This is a genomic window from Enterovibrio coralii, from assembly GCF_001559595.1.
GTDB lineage: Bacteria > Pseudomonadota > Gammaproteobacteria > Enterobacterales > Vibrionaceae > Enterovibrio > Enterovibrio coralii.
This window is the reverse complement of the sequence record NZ_LNTY01000050.1, coordinates 1-21,905: the sequence shown is the minus strand read 5'-3', so window position 1 is coordinate 21,905 and position 21,905 is coordinate 1. Positions and strand designations below refer to the sequence as shown.

Here is a 21,905-nt window from a genome sequence, read left to right as displayed (position 1 = left end):
CTTGCGCCTTTAATACCTTATTCCTCCAAAATATTGAGCGTTCGGGCACGAACTTCATTCTCGAGCAGAGAAATGAATTCATCAATCTTAAACTTACCCAAATCTTTACCTTTGCGAGTACGTACTGCGATTTCACCAGCTTCCATTTCTTGGTCGCCGCAAACCAGCATATATGGTACGCGCTTCAAAGTATGTTCGCGGATTTTAAAGCCAATCTTCTCGTTTCTCAAGTCCGCTGACGCTCTAAATCCTGCTTTTTGCAGTTTTTTCGCTACTTCCTGAACATATTCTGCCTGATTGTCGGTGATATTCATCACAACCGCTTGTTGCGGAGCCAACCAGGTTGGGAAATGACCAGCGTATTCTTCAATCAAAATACCGATGAAACGTTCTAGTGAACCCAGAATCGCACGGTGAATCATAACTGGCGTGTGGCGTTCGTTGTCTTCGCCAACGTAAGTCGCGCCCAAACGTTCAGGCAGAGCGAAATCGAGCTGAACAGTACCACACTGCCACGCACGATCCAAACAATCATGCAAAGTAAATTCAATCTTAGGACCGTAGAATGCACCCTCGCCTTCCAAGATCTCGAACTTGATGTTCATTGAATCCAGTGCTTCTGCCAGTGCAGTTTCCGCGCGGTCCCACATTTCATCAGAACCTACACGCATTTCAGGGCGTGTAGACAGTTTTACAACGATCTCTTCAAAGCCGAAGGTCTTGTAAGTGTCGTAAACCATCTCAATACAAGATGTTACTTCTTTCTGAACCTGTTCAGGAGTACAGAAGATGTGAGCATCATCTTGAGTAAAGCCACGAACGCGCATCAGACCGTGCAGTGCACCTGATGGCTCGTTACGGTGACAGCTACCGAATTCCGCCATACGCAATGGCAGGTCGCGGTATGACTTCAGACCTTGGTTAAAGATCTGAACGTGACCAGGACAGTTCATTGGCTTCAGTGCATATTCACGGCTCTCTGATTGGGTCGTGAACATGTAATCTGCGTATTTTTCCCAGTGACCTGAACGTTCCCACAGTACACGGTCCATGATCAACGGACCTTTTACTTCTTGGTAGTCATATTCGTTCAGCTTAGAACGGATAAACACTTCCAGTTCACGGAATACTGTCCAGCCGTTGTGGTGCCAAAATACCATGCCTGGTGCTTCTTGCTGCATGTGGTACAGGTCAAGTTGCTTACCCAGTTTACGGTGGTCACGTTTCGCCGCTTCTTCTAGACGAACAAGGTGAGCTTTCAGCTCTTTCTTGTCGTAAAACGCGGTGCCGTAGATACGTTGCAGCATCTTATTGTCGCTGTTACCACGCCAGTACGCACCCGCTACGTTCAGAATTTTGAAGTTCTGACAGAAGCTCATGTTTGGTACGTGCGGACCACGACACATGTCGATGTATTCTTCGTGATGGTAAAGACCTGGACGATCATCGCGAGAAACGTTTTCATCCAAGATTTCCATCTTGTAAGTTTCACCACGTGACTCAAACGTGTCACGTGCTTCCTGCCAGCTTACGTTCTTCTTGATGACCTGATATTTGGTTTTCGCCAGTTCCTGCATACGCTTTTCAATAGCGTCTAGGTCTTCTTGGCTCAGAGAACGATCTAGGTCAACGTCGTAGTAGAAACCGTTGTCGATGGTCGGACCGATCGCCATTTTCACATCTGGGAATAGTTGCTTGATTGCATGACCCAGCAGGTGAGCACAAGAGTGGCGGATGATCTCAAGACCGTCTTCATCTTTTGCAGTGATGATTTCCAGTTTCGCATCGTTTTCAATCAGATCACATGCGTCAACACGTACGCCGTCTACGCGACCAGCAATACATGCTTTCGCTAGACCAGGACCAATGTCCGAAGCTACGTCATAAGTTGAAACTGGGTTGTCATACGAACGCTGACTACCGTCAGGAAGGGTAATTACAGGCATTATTTCGTCCTATTTTACAGTGGTGTTACACACGCAGTAACACTTGTTTGGAATTTACCCCTTACAAAACAATACGTTAAGGTAAAGGGTTTGAGTGAGTTAGGCTTTTTGGTACATTTTTTGGTACAAATCAAAATGAACGTACGCAAGCCGGAATGAATTGTAACCTCATCATTTAATAACGCAACCAGTCATAGTTACTTTCACGTTTTTACTGCGTTCTAGCGATTTGAGACGCATTTAACGATAGGCAAAATACCTACATTGCCAGACCCCGATATGGCGTGTGAAATCCAAAAAGCCATTTCACCTGGTTTCCCTTAATACTGACTGCTATTGACTGGGGACTTCCAACGCATTCAGCACACTCATGAGCGTGCGTCTTATCCAGACTTTGGAACCACTCGATAACTCCCCTCTTTTTACATAAATGATATTCAATGACTGTCAGCGTTTATCGCAGATTTTGGGCGAACGTCAGTGGAGCGATCGCTGTAATTTCTATGAAAAAGTGCGGATAAGTAAGGAGATAAAAGACAGATAGGCATTCAATGTCACTAACTTGGTAAAGCACGAGTAGCTATAATCAGAAGTAAATTTGCAAATGGAATGTGTGTAACAATCCAGCTGAAAAGCCGTTCTGACTGGCTAATCTTTTTCCACAGAGCAAAAACCGTTGATACGCTTGATATCATGCTAGATGCAGCACTTAAGAAACTTCATTCGCCCATAGAGCAAGCCGACGCCATTTGGGGACAAGAAGACCGTCTTGATGAAATCGAAGAATTTAATAAAGGTTAAACTGTAAGAGCCCGTAATTTTTCTTCATATGATATTGGGACGATCACACACGCATTATCACTGACAACCCCATTCAATATTTCGCTCTTACCCTGCTCTTAACACCCTAGACGCTTAAGCATAGAGTCGTTTATCTTGAACTCTGCAAGTCGATAGCCAACACGCTTTATTAACTCATCAAGGGGCACGTGCTTATCGCAGTATGTTGCAGTGCGCAGTATCTCCTGCTCCGCACGAAATGCTGCAGCTCTCCTTTTTTATCATATACAACCTTATAAAAACCAGACGGTACTGAATGGTCTTTATCTCTTGGGATATTGGCCATAGTCTTCTCATATAACGACCCGTTTATAACAAACAGTGATTCTCCATAACCCAATCCATCACGGATTATTGCCCATTTTCGACCAGGGATTGGGCCAAAGTTAACGACATCAACTTCATAGGCCGCCCAGTCTGCAAACTTGGTTGTGGGGATTTGCGAGAGTGCGTAAATATGAGTAAAGACTAGGTTGTTCCCGCCTCTTACTTCCGGGCAACCTAATGGGAAAAACGGAGACTAGATATTAGCGGAAGCAAAGCTAGAGAAAAGAAGTAGAGCAATGATCTTAGTTGCCGATCTCATGTGGGCATCCCTGACTAAATAAGTTACCTTTACTCTCGCACTACTCAAAAAAATATCAGGATACAGCGAGTTTGGTGTGTAATTGTTCACAGAGGGATGCGACTTGTGCGATTGCTTAGTTAGTCCGACTCTAAGTTGACGTCAAAAAGGAAAGTGAAAAAATGAAATTAGGGAAAATATTACTGCTACTTTCAGCGATACTATTGCTGTCATCGTGTTCAATACCTTCATACAAATCAAAAGGGCCTAAGTACTCAGACCCTTTTGACTCAGCTAATCACCTTGCGTGTAGTTTGCGATACTCAGGTCAACCAACATACTGCAGTTGCTTTGTGAAAGTGATGTCGGAGAATACCCCTGAATCTTCAAAAACAAAACTGTTGATTAAAGATGACTCCTATATGACTGAAATGTTAGCAGTCATGCAAAATAACAAAGAAAAGCTCGATGAATGTGCTGTTCTAGGTGCGGTAGATCTAAAGATAAATAAAGATAACATTCCGGAAGATGTCCTTAGCATCGCCAAAGCCAATAAAGGTAAACTAATGACACCAGAAAACAGGTTATCGCTAGTTCCAGCACATGGCATAGGATATAAATTTCAATTCATTGACTTATATTTAACTGAGAAACCAGACACTTGGCTTGTATTGGATGACAGAGAGGATACAGCGTATTACTTTTCCATTTATAACAATGAAGGGGAATTACAAAAAGCACAAAGTTATTATAAGTATGATCAAGGTGTGAAATACTATCTAAAGGATGGCAAATATAAAGAGTATCTTTCTGAGAGTTGTACATTTTCTATTGGCAAATGTACATTTGAAGAAGATGGTAAAACTGGGGTTGTGCTGACTGAATTTGTCGATGGAGTTTGGGTTAGCAATATACCGACAATTGTCGGCGCTGGTCGGAAATACACCTATAGTGTTTACGGTTCTGACGGCCTCCCTATCTATTTAAAGATAATGTATATGGGGCAGATACATACCGTGAAGAAAAGAGTAACACCAGAAGACTATCCTGATTAACCTTTTCGTTTAGCGCCTAATCAGCAATGCTCTAGGCGCTTTTCTTTTTCTGTTACGTTAAATCACGCAAAATCTCCGTCACACGTATCCCTTTCTGATTCTTCTGGCGCGCTCGATGCCTAGCTTTCATAGACCGACGCAGTACTTTTGCATCAATCGCAATACCGCGATGGGCAACGTTAAACTTCATAATCTGTTTCTTCACATCCAGCATCAACGCTGTATCGGCTTGTTTAGTCGCTAGCCAGTATGCTCTCATCAGGTCTCGGCCTCGGTCTAGTATGTGTTTCTGATAGCCATTGATTGCATTGTTCTGCTCATACTGCTTCATCAAGTCATGCTCCGAGAAGCAATCACTCGGATTTGGTTCTCGATTTTCCATTATAGTTTTGCACCACTTCCCCCTACTCTCTTAAGCTATGCCGACTTTTTGCTAGACGAGCACTCGAACAAGAAGCCAAGTCAGAATTAGGAAGATCGGTCAAACCTCATGTTAACAAAAGGAACGAAAGCAGCGCTCTGGATGGGGGCAATTTGCTCTGTACTTATGATCGGTAAGTTGGCTTTCCGAGCATTTATCTACAATGACATGTATATCGCCCCTGGCGAACCCGTTGGGATCTCTGATGTCATCGTCCTCTATCTTTACTTGTTGCTATTGCTGCTATTTATCGTATCTGTGCTGTTGGCAATTGCTCTGTTTATCTGGGGAGAGCCGCAAAGCAAAAAGTCAGGATTATTACTCGTACTATTCTGTGTGGTGTTGTTTTTTGCCTCCCCCTCATTGTATAGCTTGGCGGGTCGGCTTAGTTCATAAGAGCGTTCAGCACCTTTCCACTACCAAACCCTCACACTTCGTCGTGTACTGAGGCGTTAAACATTCACGCCGCACGCCCCACTTCTGTTCAAATCCTTGTACAACCATGAAAAGGCACCAGCACAACATTGGTTTAACGCGTCAGGTTGCGACCGCAACGCTTAACAACTGACCACTCAAACCGGTTACAAACCACTTACAACACACTTTTACAAAGCAAAGCTTGGCGTTTGAGGTTCCTATTAGCATTATCTTCAATCACAGCCGCAAAGAACGGCCGTTTATTTATTCATTAACTACTTGCTGTTATTGAGACTTTGTCATGCTGCGTTATTTTTACTTCGCTTCACTATCTATGTTCTGCTTTTCAAACAGTGCGCTTACACATGTGGCTGATTCAGAGCACAACATCAAAGAACACCAGCTTTTTTATCAAGAACTCCTTGCTAACCACTGCCCTGCTATCGAAAACACCAAAGACCTTTCCTCAGTGTCGGTTAACAAGGTTGCGTTAGCGTTAGAAGAGGCAGAGCAGATGGACAAAGTCGTCGTTTTGGAAAAAGGGCTTTTGGAACAAATGAAAAAATTGCTGCCGCGTTACGTCGACTGCGAGCAAATTAATGCTTCTCCTCTGCTTGACGTCATGGACGGTATCATCGCGTTTCTAGCGGTGAATACGCAGATTCCAAGTGAAGAACGACGCGCATACATTCAATACGCCATGAAGCTTTCTGAAATCGAGAATCACTAATTCAAATCTAATGTGAACCGAATCGAAATCACCCGCGTAATAATGTCTGATGTTGCAATGCTGTAGCTTGAGGCCTTAGGAGTGTCCCAATGAGGCCTCTTTTTTATTGTGCGAATTTCGGATTAATTCTGCGAGCTTTTCTAGTCAATGTTCATGCAATTAGCATAGTAAGTCGTCGTTGCGGGCCAGTCAGAGAACACGCCGATTACACCCACGTCTTGCGCAAGGACATCTAGCATCACCAATGTATCCCCGTCGTTGTTAATCGCATCTTTTACTGTTTGGTAATACCAACCCCCACCATTCGTCAGCGAGCCTGAACGTTCTAGCGTCCATGCAATCATGTCCAGCTCCGCTTCTTTTGCCAACTTGGCATAGTCGGACGGTACAATTTCCCCGTCTTTACTTAATGTGACAAGCGCAAACAAAGGCGGAGCAACAATCTCTACACCCGATGATTTTAACGCCTTCATGTCAGAGAGTGTCGGCTTCCAGCTTCTGTCGTTATACATTCGGGCATCAAGGTATACTGCTTGCTTTCCAAACTCAGGCTCTGCGTCTATCCAATACTTCACATCATCAATGTTGAAAGATTGCGGGTAAACATCTTCAGGCTTTACGCCAGCCTTTTTATATTCATCGATAAGTGCTTGCGCATAGTCTTGCTGGCTATAACCATCAAACGGCATATCGACTTTGGGTGCTTTAAGCTCTGGCGTCATTTTTACATCGAGTGCCTTGAACAGCTCGATGCTTTCAGCATGTGTCATCAAGGTTCCACGACTTGAATACAAATCGGTACGCCAGTCAGGTGTGCCTTGCATATAGGCTTCTGGCGTGGTTGCCATCTTGTTGGCACCATCCATTTTTCCTTTTAGCTGCTTAAATTCCGCCAGTGTGAAATCACTGGTTCGGCATTCTACGTTGGCCGGTTGTCCCAAAGCTGGATTGGCGGGCGTGAAAGGAACTGTGCACTTCGCTGCAAGTTCAGGGTGAGCGAGGACATCCGTTGTTGTATGAAGGTCGTTTTGGGAATGGCGGCAAACCAGTACTTTGTCTTTTGTGAAGGTAACATCACACTCGACAATCCCGGCCCCCATTTGTGCGGCAGCCATGTATGACTCTTTGGTGTGTTCTGGGAACATCAATGCTGCCCCGCGATGACCAATAGAAAACGTGCTCTTTTGGGGCGTGTTATTAAAGCAGCTCTGAAGCTTCTTCTTTAGCGCGCCATCATCCATATCCTCTACGAGAAACATGGGTCGAGGCCCCAGTGTTATCTCCGAATCAGCGGCAGATGCTCGATTGAATACAGAACGGGTGAGGCCAACATCACCACTGCGGAAACTGCGAGTACGCCTTTCATCTTCTCTTCCTTTAACTGTGAGAGGGAAAGCTGGAGTATGGTCAGCATGTATGTCGCTCAGTTTGCAAATACTTTACGGTTAGATTTTTATTCTATTCCAACAACCTCAGGCCTTTCGCCGCCATCACTCCATTCTCATTTTTAATCAATGTGGCTAAATAGTAAGGGCTGAGAACGTCAATGATCTGGTTGGCATCTTATGAAACTAATTTGGCGTCCTGTGCAACTCACGGCATCTTTTGGTTTGCATACTCCTTTGAATAGCACAGCTATCAATCATGGCTACCTGAAGGAGTGAATTACCATGACAAACCACGCATTTAAAACAGGAATGAACGAAATAGGCGTTACGAGTGATGGCTTCAAGCTATCAGCACTGCTTTTCGTTCCAGAAAACGCGGATGCTGAGCAACCAAAACCAGGCATCGTTATCGCTCGTCCCGGAACGGGCGTTAAGGAGCAAACCGCGGCGGTTTACGCTGAAGCACTGTGTAAATTGGGCTTTGTGACGCTGGCTTTTGATGCAAAAGGGTTTGGTGACAGTGAAGGTCAGCACAAACAAGTCGAAAACCCATATTCTGTGGTCGAAGACATTAAAAACTGCACGTCTTTTTTAAATTCACTGGCGATTGTGGATAGCAGCAAGCTCTTTAATGTGGGGATATGCATGGGGGCGGGCTATGCCTACTATGCCACTGCACTGGATGCACGAGTAAAAGCGGTCGGCATGATCAGCCTTATCTGAATGCAGCAGAACAAAATATCGCTGCTTTTGGCAATGTGAAAAATCTGCGTGATTACTACCTATCTGGCACGAGTGCTGCTCGGCAGCTTCATTTTGATACGGGAGACGACACATACTTTTCACCCGTACCAGAAACCAAAGAGGCAGAGGCGTCAGTTCTTCCTATTGCTGCGGGCATGACGCAGTACTATCTCCCGGGACATCCCGGGGCAGAATGCGGCAAATGGAAAAATGAGCTTAACCTCTATAATGCGGAATCCATCCTCACATTTTCCGCTTTCAATGTCATTTCGCTGATGGATGACATCCCGCTATTTATGGCATTAGGTAGCGAAGCCTATACGGCTGACAACAGTCTGTCGTTCTTTGAGCAAGCCTCAGACCCTAAAGAATTGCTTCTTTTCGAAGGGAAAGGTCATTTTGATTTGTATTGGCAGCCAGAGTGCGTCGCACCCGCGAGTGAAAAACTCGCTGCATTTCTGTTGAGCCATGCCTAAACCAAGCAACGGCGAGCGTAATCATCACCCTCGCCGCTTTTTGTTTGGGGTGGTGGCATGAAAAAGAGATTTCACCTTTACTTGAATAACGTGTTTTTACATCACAGAGTGCAGTCGTGAAACACTTTAAGCTGAACCTAAACTGGATACTGCTTTTAAAAGATTTGTCTATCGCGCCAGATAAAATCGTTCTTGATGCAAAACTGCCAACGCAGGCGTATGACGAAAACTATTATTTTACCGTCGAGCAGTATTATCGTTTTTGGAAATCGCTTCGAAACGCCATCGACAAGCCCGGATTTGCGATTGATGTTGTCTCTGCCTTTCGGCCAGAAATGTTCAGCCCTCCAATCTTTGCCGCGCTCTGCAGTAAAGATTTTTCTCAGGCACTTTCACGCATTCAAGCTTATAAGTCGCTTATTGGCCCGATGACGCTAAACGTCGTCGATGATGGCATGACTATCAAAGTCACTATCGACGGCCTTGCCAATGAGCCACCTCTGCCAACAGAACTGATTGAGATGGAGCTTGTATTCTTTGCTCATCTAATTCGAATGGGCACGCGAGACAACATCGTACCCAGATATGTAGAAACCTCCGCTCAGATTGAAGACATCGACATCTACAACCGCTTTTTCGGCACTGAGGTCAAAACCGGCAAACAGAACACCATCTGGTTTGAACGTTCAGATACGATCAAACCCTTTCTCACTGAGAACAGCGACATGTTGAAGTTGTTGGAAACGAGCATTGGAAAACTGATGCTGCTAAACGGCTTTCCGCCAACGACTTGCGCACTCAGAACCTATCTCACTGGCCATTTGAGTGCGGGATTGCCCTCGATGGAGACCGCCGCGAAACACCTAGCCATTAGCTCTCGGACGCTACAACGCAGACTTCAAGATGAAAGTACCCAATTTAGTCAGGTCGTGGCGGAATTACGTGACGACCTCGCCAAGTATTATCTAACACATTCCAACCACGATATTGCGGAGGTCGCGTTTTTATTAGGCTACAAAGCGCAGAGCTCGTTCTTTCGTGCCTTTGCATTAAGAAACCAAATCACACCCTCACAATTTCGCTCTCAAGCGCGTAAGTTGTCCGCGTAACTTGATTTAATCTGACCACTCCACCATAGTATTTGTATACACAATTATTGAGTCTTCATCTATTCATGTCTAAAGCACCTCGCTTTCAACAAATAAAACAATTTCTGGAACAACAAATTGAATCCGAGAAATGGCCTGTGGGAACCCGTATTCCTACAGAAGCGGAGCTCTGCGAACAGTTTTCGGTAAGCCGGATGACCGTAAATAAAGCAGTGCGAGACATGGTGAATGAGGGCTGGTTAGAAAGAACCCCGCGTCTTGGCACTTTCGTCTGTGAACGCAAAGCAGAAAGTCCGTTAATGGATGTACGCAACATCGCCGAAGAAGTGCGTGCAAGAGGACAAGTTCACCATAGCGAAATTGTTAGTCTTGCCCGGATTAACGCGTCTGAAGACGTCGCCATGCGCTTAGGGTTGAGGCTAGGAAGTGATGTATTTAAAAGCGAAATTGTTCACTTCGCTGATGATAATCCCATCCAATATGAAATCCGGTGGGTTAACCCTAGATTCGCGCCTGAATACCTAGAACAGAACTTTTCAAAAATCACTCCGAATCAATACCTTGTTAGCGCATGTCCGGTGAGCACAGTTGAACATACCGTTGAAGCGATGTTGCCATCTGAGCCCATCGCGCACCTGCTCCAAATGGATACGGCACAACCCTGCCTTTTGCTTCACAGACGCACGTGGAGCGATAATCAATTGATCAGCTCTGCGTTGCTATACCACCCTGGTGATCGCTACAAGCTCAGCGCAATCGCCCATCTTTAGGACTATCCCAAACAACTGTCCCACGAAATTTACACCCGTCCGTTCATAAAATCGCCGCACGTTTTTGCATCACCACATTTATTTGTCTATACATTTGTATAGACATTTAATCTTAAGGTAAGTGATGAAACGGATGTTCACTGACTGCCTTCTCGCGACGGCAGAAGATTGCTCAAGTCAATCAAGCGGCTTCGACGTGCAGCACGGCATGATGATTGCTGTCGAAAATGGCGTGATAACAGCTATTGGCCAAACACTCCCTACGAAAGGTTTTGAATGCATCTCGCTTCAAAACCGACTCGTCACGCCTGGACTAATCGATAGTCACACACATTTAGTCTTTGCCGGCGACCGGTCGCATGAAATGGCACAACGGTTAAGCGGTGTGCCCTATCAGGACATCCTCGCTAACGGTGGTGGCATACTTTCCACGGTTAACGCCACACGAAAAGCCGATGAAGATGAGCTACTCGCTCTTGCTATTCCTCGCGCTGAAGCTCTTATGCGTGACGGCGTCACAACAATAGAAGTCAAAAGTGGATATGGCTGACGGCCAAGGACGAACTTAAAATGCTTCGTGTGGCAAAGGCACTTGAGAGCATATTACCCGTCAACATCGTAACCACCCTGTTAGCCGCTCACACAGTCCCGCCTGAATATTCGTCATCCCCCGATCAATACGTCGACATGATCTGTAATGAACTGATACCTCACGTAGCTGAAAATGCTCTAGCCGATGCCGTCGATGTGTTTTGCGAGCATATCGCGTTTAACACCGCCCAAATGGAACGTGTTTTTGACTGTGCTTTGTCTCACGGACTGTCAATCAAAGGACACACAGAACAACTGTCAAACTCTGGCGGCAGTGAGTGCGCAGCCAAGATGGGCGCGCTGTCTGTCGACCATATCGAGTACATCAATCTGTCAGGGGTAGAAGCACTCGCAGAAAACGGCACCATTGCCACTCTGCTGCCGGGTGCTTTTTATGCGCTGAAAGAAAAACAACTGCCGCCTGTTAATCTTCTTCGTAAGCATGGCGTTCCCATGGCAGTCGCCACTGACTTCAATCCCGGCACTTCGCCTTTTGCCAGCCTCACGCTAATGATGAACATGGCCTCGACCTTGTTTGGACTCACGGCTCAAGAAACGTTTTATGGCGTAACCAATTATGCGGCAAAAGCACTTGGCCTTCGCCAAAAAGGACAAATACAGGCCGGATTTGATGCCGATTTTTCGGTGTGGGACTTAACGTCACCTTCGCAACTCAGCTACATGATTGGCATGCAACCACTCCACGCACGATACCTCAAAGGAGAGCTTGCACATGACAGTTGATATGAGCATTTGGCAAGGCCGCGTCGACGAAGTAGACGGTGAACTTGGTATCGTATTCATCAAGTTGTGGAGTCAGCAGCGTCTGCACACGAGCCCGGTACCATGTTGATCGGATTTGCATGTGATGAGGGCGTATCTCGAAACAAAGGACGCGTTGGTGCCTATGCCGCACCCAATGAAATTCGCCGAGCACTTGCAAACTTGCCTTGGCATCACTCGGGGCATCTTTATGATTTCGGCAATCTTTGTTGCGACGACCATGACTTAGCCAAAGCGCAGAAGCAGTTGGCCGACACAATTAGTGAAGCATTGAGACAAAAACACGCTCCGATTGTGCTCGGAGGCGGTCACGAAGTGGCTTGGGGATCATATCAAGGTCTCGCCAATCACTTTTTACAGAAGAACCAACAAAATGCGCCTCGCATTGGCATCATTAATTTTGATGCGCATTTCGACCTCAGAACGCCACATGGTTTAAGTATTCAAGGGTCTTCCGGCACCCCCTTTTCTCAAATTGCTAACTTCTGCCAAAACCGAAAGTGGCCATTTCACTATGCGTGCATCGGTGTTAGCAGAACAAGCAACACGCAAGCTCTCTTCAATAAAGCCGACGCACTTTCTGTTCTGACAATTGAAGACATTTCGCTGCATGCCGACTCAGCTTTCGAGGCAAGAGAAAAACTGCGTGCCTTTATTGAACAAGTAGATCATCTCTACCTCACCATCGATTTAGACGTATTGTCGGCAAGCTCCGCGCCCGGTGTAAGTGCCCCAGCCACTCATGGTGTGCCTTACCCGTTATTGGAGCAACTCGTGCGAGACGTTATCTACGCCAAAACCAGCAACGGGAGCCGCAAGTTAATACTGGCGGACATAGCGGAGCTGAATCCGAGATACGACATTGATAGTCAAACCGCGAGAATCGCTGCGCGATTGGTCTGGACTATCGCCAATGGACTCCATCATCACCCTCTTTGAAAGACATGACGATTTAAAAAGGAACATAGCCATGACTGATTCAAGAACGGACTTAGACCAAACAATCATCGCACCAACAGGTACCGAGCTAACTGCAAAATCTTGGCTAACTGAAGCTCCTCTTCGCATGCTCATGAACAACTTACATCCCGATGTTGCAGAACATCCTCATGCGCTGGTGGTATATGGTGGTATTGGGCGAGCAGCCAGAAATTGGCAGTGCTTCGATAAGATCGTTGATGTATTAAAGCGTTTAGATGATGACCAAACCTTGCTGGTGCAGTCAGGCAAACCCGTGGGCGTATTTCCCACACACAAAGATGCACCAAGAGTGCTAATTGCTAACTCCAATCTTGTTCCTCATTGGGCAAACTGGGAACATTTCAACGAGCTCGATCGCCAAGCTTGATGATGTATGGCCAAATGACAGCAGGCAGTTGGATTTACATTGGTTCCCAAGGCATCGTTCAAGGCACCTATGAAACTTTCGTTTCTGTCGCGAAAAAGCATTTCAATGGTGAAGCAAAAGGTCGTTGGATTCTCACGGGTGGTCTTGGCGGCATGGGCGGTGCACAGCCACTCGCAGCTACCATGGCGGGCTTCTCAATGATTGCGGTGGAATGTGATGAGAGCCGAATCGACTATCGCTTGAGAACAGGATATGTCGACAAAAAAGCCACGAATTTAGACGATGCTTTGTTCCTGCTTCAAGACGCTATCGACCAAAACACGCCTACGTCCATTGGCCTTCTGGGTAATGCAGCGGACATATTTAACGAATTTGTTGAGCGCGGGATTACACCAGACGTAGTAACGGATCAAACATCGGCACACGACCCGTTAAACGGTTATCTGCCTCAGGGTTGGACAATGGAACAAGCGGCTGAACAGCGTAAAATCGATGAAGCGAATGTGGTCGATTCCGCCAAGCTTTCCATGGCGCAACAAGTGCAAGCTATGTTGACGCTACAGGAAAGAGGTTCAGCAACCCTCGATTACGGCAACAACATTCGCCAAATGGCCCTCGAAAAAGGCGTAGAAAATGCCTTCGATTTCCCTGCTTTGTACCTGCGTACATTCGCCCTCTGTTTTGTCAGGGCATTGGTCCGTTCCGTTGGGCCGCGCTTTCCGGCGACCCCGAAGATATTTATAAAACCGACCAAAAAGTCAAAGAGCTAATCCCTGACAATCCACACTTACACAATTGGCTGGATATGGCACGTGAACGTATTCAATTTCAAGGGTTACCAGCCGGATCTGCTGGGTAGGCTTGAAAGACCGTGCAAGACTTGGGCTCGCCTTTAACGAAATGGTCAGAAATGGCGAACTCAAAGCCCCTTTGGTGATTGGCCGAGACCATCTCGATTCTGGCTCCGTTGCAAGCCCCAACCGTGAAACCGAAGGCATGATGGACGGTTCCGATGCCGTGTCTGATTGGCCACTGCTAAATGCATTGCTCAATACCGCATCGGGAGCGACTTGGGTCTCACTGCACCATGGCGGCGGCGTGGGTATGGGTTTCTCTCAACATTCGGGGGTTGTCATTGTGTGTGATGGCTCCGAGGATGCCGATAAACGGATTGCGCGTGTTCTGCATAATGACCCGGCAACTGGCGTAATGCGTCACGCAGATGCCGGCTACGGAATTGCGATTAACTGTGCCAAAGAGCAGCAACTGGATTTGCCATTGCTCGATCTTCCAAACACACCGGTCAAGAAGTAAGGGGACGCCATGCAAACACTCACAATTACTCCCGGCGCGCTAACACTTTCTGACCTTCGTCAGATCAGCGAGTCAGCAATAAAGCTGAATTTGCCGCCTGACACAGAAAACATCATGGCAAAAAGCGTCAAAACCGTTGGAGACGTGCTGTCGGAAGGCCGCGTGGTTTATGGCATCAATACTGGCTTTGGTTTACTCGCAAACACGCGTATTGATCTTAAAGATCTAGAAACGCTTCAACGATCCATCGTGCTTTCTCATGCTGCTGGCATTGGTGAGTACATGGCGGATAACACCGTTCGCTTGATGATGGCGCTGAAGATCAACAGCTTAGCGCGTGGCTATTCCGGTATTCGGTTTGAGGTCGTCGACGCGTTGCTTTCTCTCATCAACGCTGACGTATACCCCTGTATTCCGAAAAAAGGCTCCGTAGGCGCATCTGGCGATCTGGCACCACTTGCGCACATGAGCACGCTCCTTCTTGGCGAGGGATATGCTCGACACAAAAACGAAGTAATCTCCGGAGCATGGCATTAAAAATTGCGGGACTAGAACCTATCACTCTGGGTCCTAAAGAGGGTTTAGCGTTGCTCAACGGAACACAGGCATCCACCGCCTTTGCACTTGAAGGCCTCTTCCACGCAGAAGACTTATTTGCCTCTGGCGTGTCCGTCGGTGCCCTTTCCGTTGAAGCGGCCCTTGGCAGTCGTAAACCGTTTGATGAGCGCATCCATGCCCTTCGAGGACATAAGGCGCAATGTGATGCCGCAGCCGCATTCCGAGAATTACTGCAACCGCAAAGTGAAATTGGTGACAGTCACCAGTCTTGTGAAAAGGTTCAAGACCCCTACTCGCTGCGTTGTCAGCCTCAAGTAATGGGAGCCTGCCTCCAACAAATCCGCGCTGCTGCAGAAGTGTTAGAAACGGAAGTGAATGCGGTATCCGACAATCCGCTGGTCTTCTTTGAGGATGGTGACATTCTCTCTGGTGGAAATTTCCACGCAGAGCCCCGTCGCCATGGCGGCAGATAACCTCGCACTTGCGATAGCTGAAATAGGTAGTCTTTCAGAAAGACGAATGGCACTTCTGATCGACAGCTCTCTGAGCAAATTGCCTCCATTTTTGGTTGATAACGGCGGTGTGAACAGTGGCTTTATGATCGCACAAGTGACCTCCGCAGCCCTTGCCAGCGAAAACAAAACACTCGCTCATCCCGCGTCGGTTGACAGCCTTCCGACGTCAGCCAATCAGGAAGACCATGTCTCTATGGCGACATTTGCTGGAAGACGACTCGCCGAAATGGCTGAAAACACAAGAGGTATTCTCGCGGTTGAAATGCTTGCGGCTTGTCAGGGATTGGATTTTCGCGCACCGCTCAAAACCTCTAACAAGCTTGAACAGATAAAAGCAGAGCTTCGCGGGCATGTGCCGTTCTATGATAAGGACAGATACTTTGCGCCAGACATCGAAAAAGCCGTCAATCACTTGGCATCAGCATCACACACAAAGTTTATGCCGAGGAAGCTGCTTCCAAGTAGCTAGGACATAAGAAAGCTTTCTTTACTGACAACGCGGCGTGATTAACAAAATATTTTTGAGTGGCTTTCGGTATTGTGGCGTTCAACACATCTCAGAATCGTCAGATTACGCTACTATTTTGTTATAACGCCAATTTTGCTGATCAGATTGTCGAGGTAAACCTATGTGCACTCCCTTTCTGTGCAACTTTCCCTAGTCCTTGGACAGCAGTTCGAGGTTGAGGAAAAAATGCCGGTTGAAGGCGGTGATATCAACGAATGCTATGCCATTAGCAGCGGGGATATTCGCTTCTTTGTGAAGATAAACTCCAAAGAATCTCTGCCAATCTATGAAGCTGAAGCTGAAAGCCTCAGGCATTTAGCAAATAGTGGCGAAGTTTCTGTCCCACAGGTTATCTATATCGGTGTAATCAAAGAAAAAGCCGTTCTTGTCCTCGATTACATACCCATGAAGCCCCTCAACGAAGAAAATGCCTATGTATTGGGTAAAGAGCTTGCTCGTCTTCATAAGTGGGGAGAACAACTCGAGTATGGTTTCGACATTGATAACTTTATTGGTGCCACAGAACAAAGAAACAGCTGGCACCGCAAATGGGCTTCCTTCTTTGCCGATCACCGCATTGGTTGGCAGCTCAAACTGGCAGAAGAAAAAGGCATGTCTTTTGGGGATATTGAATCCATTGTCGACACGGTGAAAGTCAGACTCCACGGCCATCAACCGAAAGCTAGCCTTGTCCATGGCGACCTTTGGAGTGGTAATGCATCCATGACCATTAACGGCCCTATCGTATATGACCCTGCAAGTTACTGGGGAGATAGAGAAGTCGATGTGGCGATGACACAGCTTTTTGGCGGTTTCCCAGAAGAGTTCTACAAGGCTACAACGAAGTTTGGCCGTTAGATGAAGGTTACGAAGACCGTAAAGACATTTACAACCTTTATCATTTGCTTAACCACAGCAATCTTTTCGGTGGACAGTACATCGAAAAAACCGCTGCGTTGATCAACAAACTGGAATTGGCTTAAGCAAAGTGAATTGCCGAATACTGACAATTTAATCAAAATACAGGGGATGCTTCGGCATCCCTTCTTTTTTCGTCTGCGCATGTAAGGGACGCAATCTTCATGATCAAAGCTGCAATTTTCGATATGGACGGTCTTCTCGTCGACTCTGAACCGTTCTGGCAAGATGCTCAACTGCTGGTATTCAAAGAACTGGGTGTCAACATCACTCGCCAAGACACCATTAACACCACCGGTATTCGCATCGATCAGATCGTCAAGCACTACCACAAGACACAAGGCTGGGAAGGCCCTTCATGTGATGACGTGTGCGAAATGATTTTGGATAAGGTGATTGAATTGGTTGGTATCAAAAAGCCAATTATGCCGGGTGTCATGCATGCATTAAGCCTATGCAAAGAAGCGGGATTTAGAATCGCGTTAGCATCTTCATCGCCGATGCGACTCATCAATGCAACGCTTGAAGCATTAGATATCGAAGACTGGTTTGAACAACGCTATTCGGCAGAGCACCTTAAATACGGCAAGCCGCATCCAGAAGTCTACCTCAACGCGGCTAAAGGCCTGGGTGTCGACCCTAGAGAATGTATTGCATTCGAAGATTCATTCGCAGGCTTACTCGCGGCGAAATCAGCTCAAATGCGAACGGTTGTCGTCCCTGAACACCAAGTGGCAGATAAACCACAATGGGTGATTAGCGATGTTAAACTTAGAACGCTAAACGAATTAAGTGTCCAAGATTTAACATCCTGAGCGTGAAATTTGTGCAGTTTTCCGGATAATTTATCCACACTCTCTTCGTTCCCTGAAGCAAGGTCACGTTAATTGTATATTTTCTAACCCATTGAAATCATTTGTTACGTATTGATGATTACGAGACAAATGATTTCGTTGCAAGCCATCAGCAAACGGAATGTTTCCCAACATTTTTTTGTCTGAACTCAAGTTTTTCCCTTATTTCACTGAGCGAAGCTTCTTGAGTTCTTACAATGAATACACATGAATGGTTGAGGAAACAGCTATCTTTGCACCGTCATGTTGCTGGCTCGCAGTTCAGAAAGGGAGTAGAACATGCAAAACTTCACTGAGAGAGGAATCGATTGTCCTCATTGTGGACACAGGATTCGCATTACTTTGGATACAAGCGGTGGCGATCAGGAGTTTTACGACGATTGCCCGGCGTGTTGTAACGCTATTCATCTAAACCTGAAAATCGATTCATTACACAAAACCATCAATCTGTTTGTGGATGCGGACGACGAACAAATTTTTTAACCGACCGGAACCAGAAGAAAAAAGCCAGCTTATGCTGGCTTTTCTATTTTTGGGCGACGTACTTATTGTTTAGCTGCGAGGACACGTTCAACGGTATCAACAACCGCTTGCGTCTGTGGGTCGACTTCGATGTTGACCTTATCGCCGACTTTGCGCCATCCCATGTTCGTGCGTTGAAGCGTTTCGGGAATGAGATTTACACAGAAGCGGTTTTCTCTGACTTCACCAATGGTCAAACTGATCCCGTCAATGCCAATGTAGCCTTTATCGAACACGTACTTAGTGATGTTTGCTGGCACTTCAATCCAAACTTGACGATTGTTTTCGGAGTCAATCACGTCCACCACATCCGCAACACACATGATATGGCCGGACATGGAGTGGCCCCCGATCTCGTCACCAAACTTCGCCGCGCGCTCCAAATTAACTTTATCACCTTCTACAAGCAGCCCTAGATTGGTCAGCTTTAACGTTGCTTGCATCAAATCAAACCAAACGATATTACCGTCAACTTTTGTCACCGTTAGGCAGCAACCATTGTGCGCGACAGATGCGCCCAAACTGAGTCCAGATAGCATCTCGTCTGGAAATGCCACGGCATGGCTTTGGAAATCCGTTTTTTTGACGATGTCGGTGACTGTCGCTGTCGCTTGCACAATTCCGGTGAACATTCTTATTCCTGCTTGTTGCTAACACTCTTTCCGTCAGTTTAAAGCCTCGTTAAAAAACGTCCATAGTTTCATTTATATAGAGAATGATTTTCGCCAGTTACGCATCTGAGTCAGACACTTATTTTAAGATCTTGTATTTTCTCCAATACATGGATTGTTCACACAACCTTTGAGCGTATAATGCGCTGTCCTTTTTCTTGCCTCATTTTGTTGTTGGAGTCACTTAGGTGCAAAACTATCGCCTAGAAGCCAAATCCATTATTAAGTTGGGTATCCCAGTATTTATGGCCCAACTTGCCCAGACGTCGATGGGTTTCGTTGATACCGTCATGGCGGGTGGTGTCAGTGCCACTGACATGGCTGCCGTCGCAGTTGCATCCAGCATCTGGTTGCCTTCTATTCTATTCGGTATCGGCATTTTGATTGCGATGGTACCTATCATCGCTCAGCTAAACGGCTCTGGTCGTCAGCACAAGATCCCGTTTCAGTTTCAGCAAGGTGCGTACATGGCAATCTTGCTGTCCATTCCTATTGGTCTTGTGCTGTTTAACGCTGGTTATATCGTCTATCACATGGACGTAGAGCCTGCGCTTGCAGAAAAAACCGTCGGTTATCTTCACGCTGTACTTTGGGCTGTGCCTGCTTACCTGCTTTTCCAAGTGCTGCGTAACCTTTCTGAAGGCATGTCGCTCACAACACCTGCCATGATCATTGGTTTCATCGGCCTTGCAGCCAACATTCCTCTGAACTGGATTTTTGTTTACGGGAAGTTTGGCGCACCTGCACTTGGCGGCGTAGGTTGTGGTGTCGCAACGGCATTGGTGTATTGGCTAATGCTGATCGCAATGTTTATCTATGTGATGGTTAACAAGCGTCTAAACCGCATCAAAGCGTTTTCAGAGTTTTCCAAACCAGACGTAAAAGCACTAGTTCGCCTATTCAAAATGGGCTTCCCTGTTGCAGCAGCACTCTTCTTTGAAGTGACGCTGTTTGCTGTAATTGCGCTGCTTATCGCTCCGTTGGGTTCTATCGTTGTTGCTGCGCACCAAATCGCAATCAACTTCTCTTCAATGATCTTCATGCTTCCAATGAGCTTGGCCACCGCGGTAAGTATTCGCGTCAGCCACCAATTGGGCGAGAAGTCTACTGAGGGCGCGGCGCGTGCCGCTAAGCTTGGTATCATCATCGGTCTGATTGCTGCATTTATCACGGCTGCACTGACGGTGATTTTCCGTGAGCCAATCATTCACTTGTACAACAAGAACCCTGAAGTGGTCGGCATTGCCGCAAATCTAATGTTGCTGGCGGCGGTATATCAATGTACCGACTCGATTCAGGTAGTGGCAGCTGGTGCACTTCGCGGTTACAAAGACATGCGCGCTATTTTTGAGCGCACGTTTGTGGCGTACTGGATCTTGGGTGTGCCGATGGGTTACATCTTAGGTATGACAGATTGGATTGTTGAGCCAATGGGTGCTTATGGTTTCTGGATCGGCATCATTATCGGCCTGACATCTGCGGCCATCATGCTAGGCATGCGCCTCTATTGGATTCGCAAGCAACCCGACGAATTCCAGCTCGCAATGGCTGAAAAATAATACTTCTCTTAAAGCCTCGCCACTGCGGGGCTTTTTCTTTTCGATCTTCCTTTTCGTATACTTCGTAACACCTACATTAACCTTTTCTAAGAGAATGACCTTGAAAGTTAAACCTCTGCTGATCGCTCTATTTAGCTTGGGAACACTTCAGGGCTGCTTTGATAACGACAAAGCGGCTGGGCTATTCTCTGATTATTCTCAACGCCTCGCTAACGTCGTTGAAACCGAGCCAGTCACCCCGCCCGAGTCCAACGCCATTAAACTTCCTCGAAAGCGTGATTTGATTTTGCCCATAGAAGATGTGCGCATGGGGCTGTTAGATGCATATGAGCTGCGCCAATGTGGTTTGTTCCAGCTAATCGCTGACAGAAACTCAATTTTGGGCAAAGTGCAGGATGCCTTCAGGCAGCTTAACTACGAAATAGCATTGCTTAATACCTTGGAGCAGTGCCTTGATGACGTAACCAGTGAGTCTCTGACAAAAGAGTTGGCGCGTATTCAAACGCAAAAGCGCGCCGAAATTAACAAGGTCTACTGGAATACATTTGCAGGCAGTGATGCATGGCGAAGTCAGCTCACGCGTCATCAACTAACATGATATTGCCCGATGCCCCTTTCCCGCATAGCGAAGCATTGCTGGCCATTGAAAGTTTTTCAAACCTACTTTCTACATCAGCAGACAATGACGTTGTTGCACTTCAGGAGCCCATTGAAAAGCAGCGATACCTCGGTGCCCTTTTCTATTCCATGGATGAAAGCACGCGATGGCTCAACGCCGCTACAGAGCAACTTGAGCGGGATAATGCGCTGATCATTTGTGGCCCAAACAGAAACACAACACGCTTCAAGTACCTTCAAAACGTATTTAACAAGTTCTTCATTGGTGGTGTTCAACCTTATCTGTCAAAACTCAATGGTCTGTATCTTGACGTGCAACCCTCGCTCACTAATTTACATATGCGGTTCGATGGCATCCCGGCTTTTTCTGAATACAACGATGCTTACTTTTCAGGCAAACGCTACGAGGATTTTCAGAACGCGGTAAAAAACCATGTCGCGTATTGGCAATCTTTGTTTAAAAGATGCGGCATCCAGATCGGTCAATGACACAAATCGTTGCGTAGCAAAACCAATAAAACGCGATTAAACGGCTGAACTCACACCAATTTGTGCACCAAAGCATCAAACAAACACGAAAGCGCAAAAAAGTCAGGTTTTACGCTTGCGTGCGCTTCCTCTACTCGCTAATATTCAACCCGCTTTCAGGGAAGCTTCGCTGTATATCAGTAAGATATGCGTCTGT

The 21,905-nt window shown here is 46.6% G+C and carries 17 protein-coding genes and 6 pseudogenes; 18 read left to right on the top strand and 5 right to left on the bottom strand.

From position 1 onward, the window contains the following. Positions 1 to 17: 17 nt before the first annotated feature. Positions 18 to 1,946: a threonine--tRNA ligase gene (gene thrS / locus ATN88_RS18055; protein ID WP_067418978.1), complete on the bottom strand. Its 1,929-nt coding sequence runs from the start codon at positions 1,944 to 1,946 to the stop codon at positions 18 to 20. Positions 1,947 to 2,555: 609 nt separating this feature from the next. Between thrS and ATN88_RS18050 the strand changes: the two genes are divergently transcribed. Together ATN88_RS18050 and ATN88_RS18045 are read left to right on the top strand one after the other, a co-directional pair. Then, positions 2,556 to 2,747, top strand: coding sequence for a hypothetical protein (locus ATN88_RS18050; protein ID WP_067418977.1), 192 nt, complete (start codon positions 2,556 to 2,558; stop codon positions 2,745 to 2,747). Between the two features lie 957 nt (positions 2,748 to 3,704). After that, positions 3,705 to 4,406: a hypothetical protein gene (locus ATN88_RS18045; protein WP_157490762.1), complete on the top strand. Its 702-nt coding sequence runs from the start codon at positions 3,705 to 3,707 to the stop codon at positions 4,404 to 4,406. A 52-nt stretch (positions 4,407 to 4,458) separates the two neighbouring features. On the opposite strand, the gene ATN88_RS18040 is transcribed toward ATN88_RS18045, so the two are convergent. After that, positions 4,459 to 4,788 carry a hypothetical protein gene (locus ATN88_RS18040; protein ID WP_157490761.1) on the bottom strand — a complete coding sequence of 110 codons (330 nt, stop codon included), beginning with the start codon at positions 4,786 to 4,788 and terminating at the stop codon, positions 4,459 to 4,461. 141 nt (positions 4,789 to 4,929) lie between these two features. Between ATN88_RS18040 and ATN88_RS18035 the strand changes: the two genes are divergently transcribed. Then, positions 4,930 to 5,223 (top strand): hypothetical protein, encoded by a 294-nt coding sequence (locus ATN88_RS18035; RefSeq protein ID WP_232313380.1) that lies wholly within the window; start codon positions 4,930 to 4,932, stop codon positions 5,221 to 5,223. A gap of 6 nt (positions 5,224 to 5,229) precedes the next feature. Here ATN88_RS18035 and ATN88_RS25600 read toward each other — a convergent pair whose 3' ends face one another. Next, the gene (locus ATN88_RS25600; RefSeq protein ID WP_232313379.1) at positions 5,230 to 5,331 is read right to left on the bottom strand and encodes a DUF4113 domain-containing protein; all 102 of its coding nucleotides are present in this window, start codon (positions 5,329 to 5,331) and stop codon (positions 5,230 to 5,232) included. Between the two features lie 214 nt (positions 5,332 to 5,545). On the opposite strand from ATN88_RS25600, the gene ATN88_RS18030 reads away from it, so the two are divergent. After that, complete coding sequence (locus ATN88_RS18030) at positions 5,546 to 5,974, top strand: hypothetical protein (RefSeq protein ID WP_067418965.1); 429 nt, start codon at positions 5,546 to 5,548, stop codon at positions 5,972 to 5,974. Positions 5,975 to 6,114: 140 nt separating this feature from the next. Here ATN88_RS18030 and ATN88_RS18025 read toward each other — a convergent pair. Further along, positions 6,115 to 7,275: pseudogene (locus ATN88_RS18025) on the bottom strand (glycerophosphodiester phosphodiesterase family protein); the annotation flags it as partial. Positions 7,276 to 7,644: 369 nt separating this feature from the next. On the opposite strand from ATN88_RS18025, the gene ATN88_RS18020 reads away from it, so the two are divergent. From ATN88_RS18020 to ATN88_RS17970, 11 genes and pseudogenes are all read left to right on the top strand, one after another. Next, complete coding sequence (locus tag ATN88_RS18020; protein ID WP_067418963.1) at positions 7,645 to 8,085, top strand: alpha/beta hydrolase; 441 nt, start codon at positions 7,645 to 7,647, stop codon at positions 8,083 to 8,085. Positions 8,086 to 8,120: 35 nt separating this feature from the next. Further along, complete coding sequence (locus ATN88_RS18015; RefSeq protein WP_067418960.1) at positions 8,121 to 8,582, top strand: alpha/beta hydrolase family protein; 462 nt, start codon at positions 8,121 to 8,123, stop codon at positions 8,580 to 8,582. Between the two features lie 116 nt (positions 8,583 to 8,698). Continuing rightward, complete coding sequence (locus ATN88_RS18010) at positions 8,699 to 9,691, top strand: AraC family transcriptional regulator (protein ID WP_067418958.1); 993 nt, start codon at positions 8,699 to 8,701, stop codon at positions 9,689 to 9,691. A 65-nt stretch (positions 9,692 to 9,756) separates the two neighbouring features. Next, the gene (hutC, locus tag ATN88_RS18005; protein WP_067418956.1) at positions 9,757 to 10,461 is read left to right on the top strand and encodes a histidine utilization repressor; all 705 of its coding nucleotides are present in this window, start codon (positions 9,757 to 9,759) and stop codon (positions 10,459 to 10,461) included. 124 nt (positions 10,462 to 10,585) lie between these two features. Continuing rightward, positions 10,586 to 11,796: pseudogene (gene hutI / locus ATN88_RS18000) on the top strand (imidazolonepropionase). After that, a pseudogene (hutG, locus tag ATN88_RS17995) lies at positions 11,786 to 12,774 on the top strand (formimidoylglutamase). Before hutI ends, hutG begins: the two co-directional pseudogenes overlap by 11 nt. A gap of 31 nt (positions 12,775 to 12,805) precedes the next feature. After that, a pseudogene (hutU, locus tag ATN88_RS17990) lies at positions 12,806 to 14,497 on the top strand (urocanate hydratase). A 9-nt stretch (positions 14,498 to 14,506) separates the two neighbouring features. Continuing rightward, positions 14,507 to 16,039: pseudogene (hutH, locus tag ATN88_RS17985) on the top strand (histidine ammonia-lyase). A gap of 162 nt (positions 16,040 to 16,201) precedes the next feature. Next, positions 16,202 to 17,061: pseudogene (locus ATN88_RS17980) on the top strand (fructosamine kinase family protein). A 99-nt stretch (positions 17,062 to 17,160) separates the two neighbouring features. Beyond that, on the top strand, positions 17,161 to 17,811 hold the full coding sequence (hxpB, locus tag ATN88_RS17975; RefSeq protein ID WP_067418952.1) for a hexitol phosphatase HxpB: 651 nt from the start codon (positions 17,161 to 17,163) through the stop codon (positions 17,809 to 17,811). Between the two features lie 318 nt (positions 17,812 to 18,129). Further along, positions 18,130 to 18,333 (top strand): CPXCG motif-containing cysteine-rich protein, encoded by a 204-nt coding sequence (locus ATN88_RS17970; RefSeq protein ID WP_067418948.1) that lies wholly within the window; start codon positions 18,130 to 18,132, stop codon positions 18,331 to 18,333. Between the two features lie 62 nt (positions 18,334 to 18,395). Here the strand turns inward: ATN88_RS17970 and ATN88_RS17965 are convergent, their stop codons facing one another. Then, on the bottom strand, positions 18,396 to 19,004 hold the full coding sequence (locus tag ATN88_RS17965; RefSeq protein ID WP_067418946.1) for a riboflavin synthase: 609 nt from the start codon (positions 19,002 to 19,004) through the stop codon (positions 18,396 to 18,398). A 227-nt stretch (positions 19,005 to 19,231) separates the two neighbouring features. Between ATN88_RS17965 and ATN88_RS17960 the strand changes: the two genes are divergently transcribed. From ATN88_RS17960 to ATN88_RS28355, 3 genes are all read left to right on the top strand, one after another. Continuing rightward, positions 19,232 to 20,602 (top strand): MATE family efflux transporter, encoded by a 1,371-nt coding sequence (locus ATN88_RS17960; protein WP_067418943.1) that lies wholly within the window; start codon positions 19,232 to 19,234, stop codon positions 20,600 to 20,602. A 100-nt stretch (positions 20,603 to 20,702) separates the two neighbouring features. Then, a complete protein-coding gene (locus ATN88_RS28360) occupies positions 20,703 to 21,200 on the top strand; it encodes a DUF3080 family protein (protein WP_269748192.1) in 498 nt (165 codons plus the stop codon). Continuing rightward, positions 21,164 to 21,709 carry a DUF3080 family protein gene (locus ATN88_RS28355; protein WP_269748191.1) on the top strand — a complete coding sequence of 182 codons (546 nt, stop codon included), beginning with the start codon at positions 21,164 to 21,166 and terminating at the stop codon, positions 21,707 to 21,709. Before ATN88_RS28360 ends, ATN88_RS28355 begins: the two co-directional genes overlap by 37 nt. Positions 21,710 to 21,905: the final 196 nt, after the last annotated feature.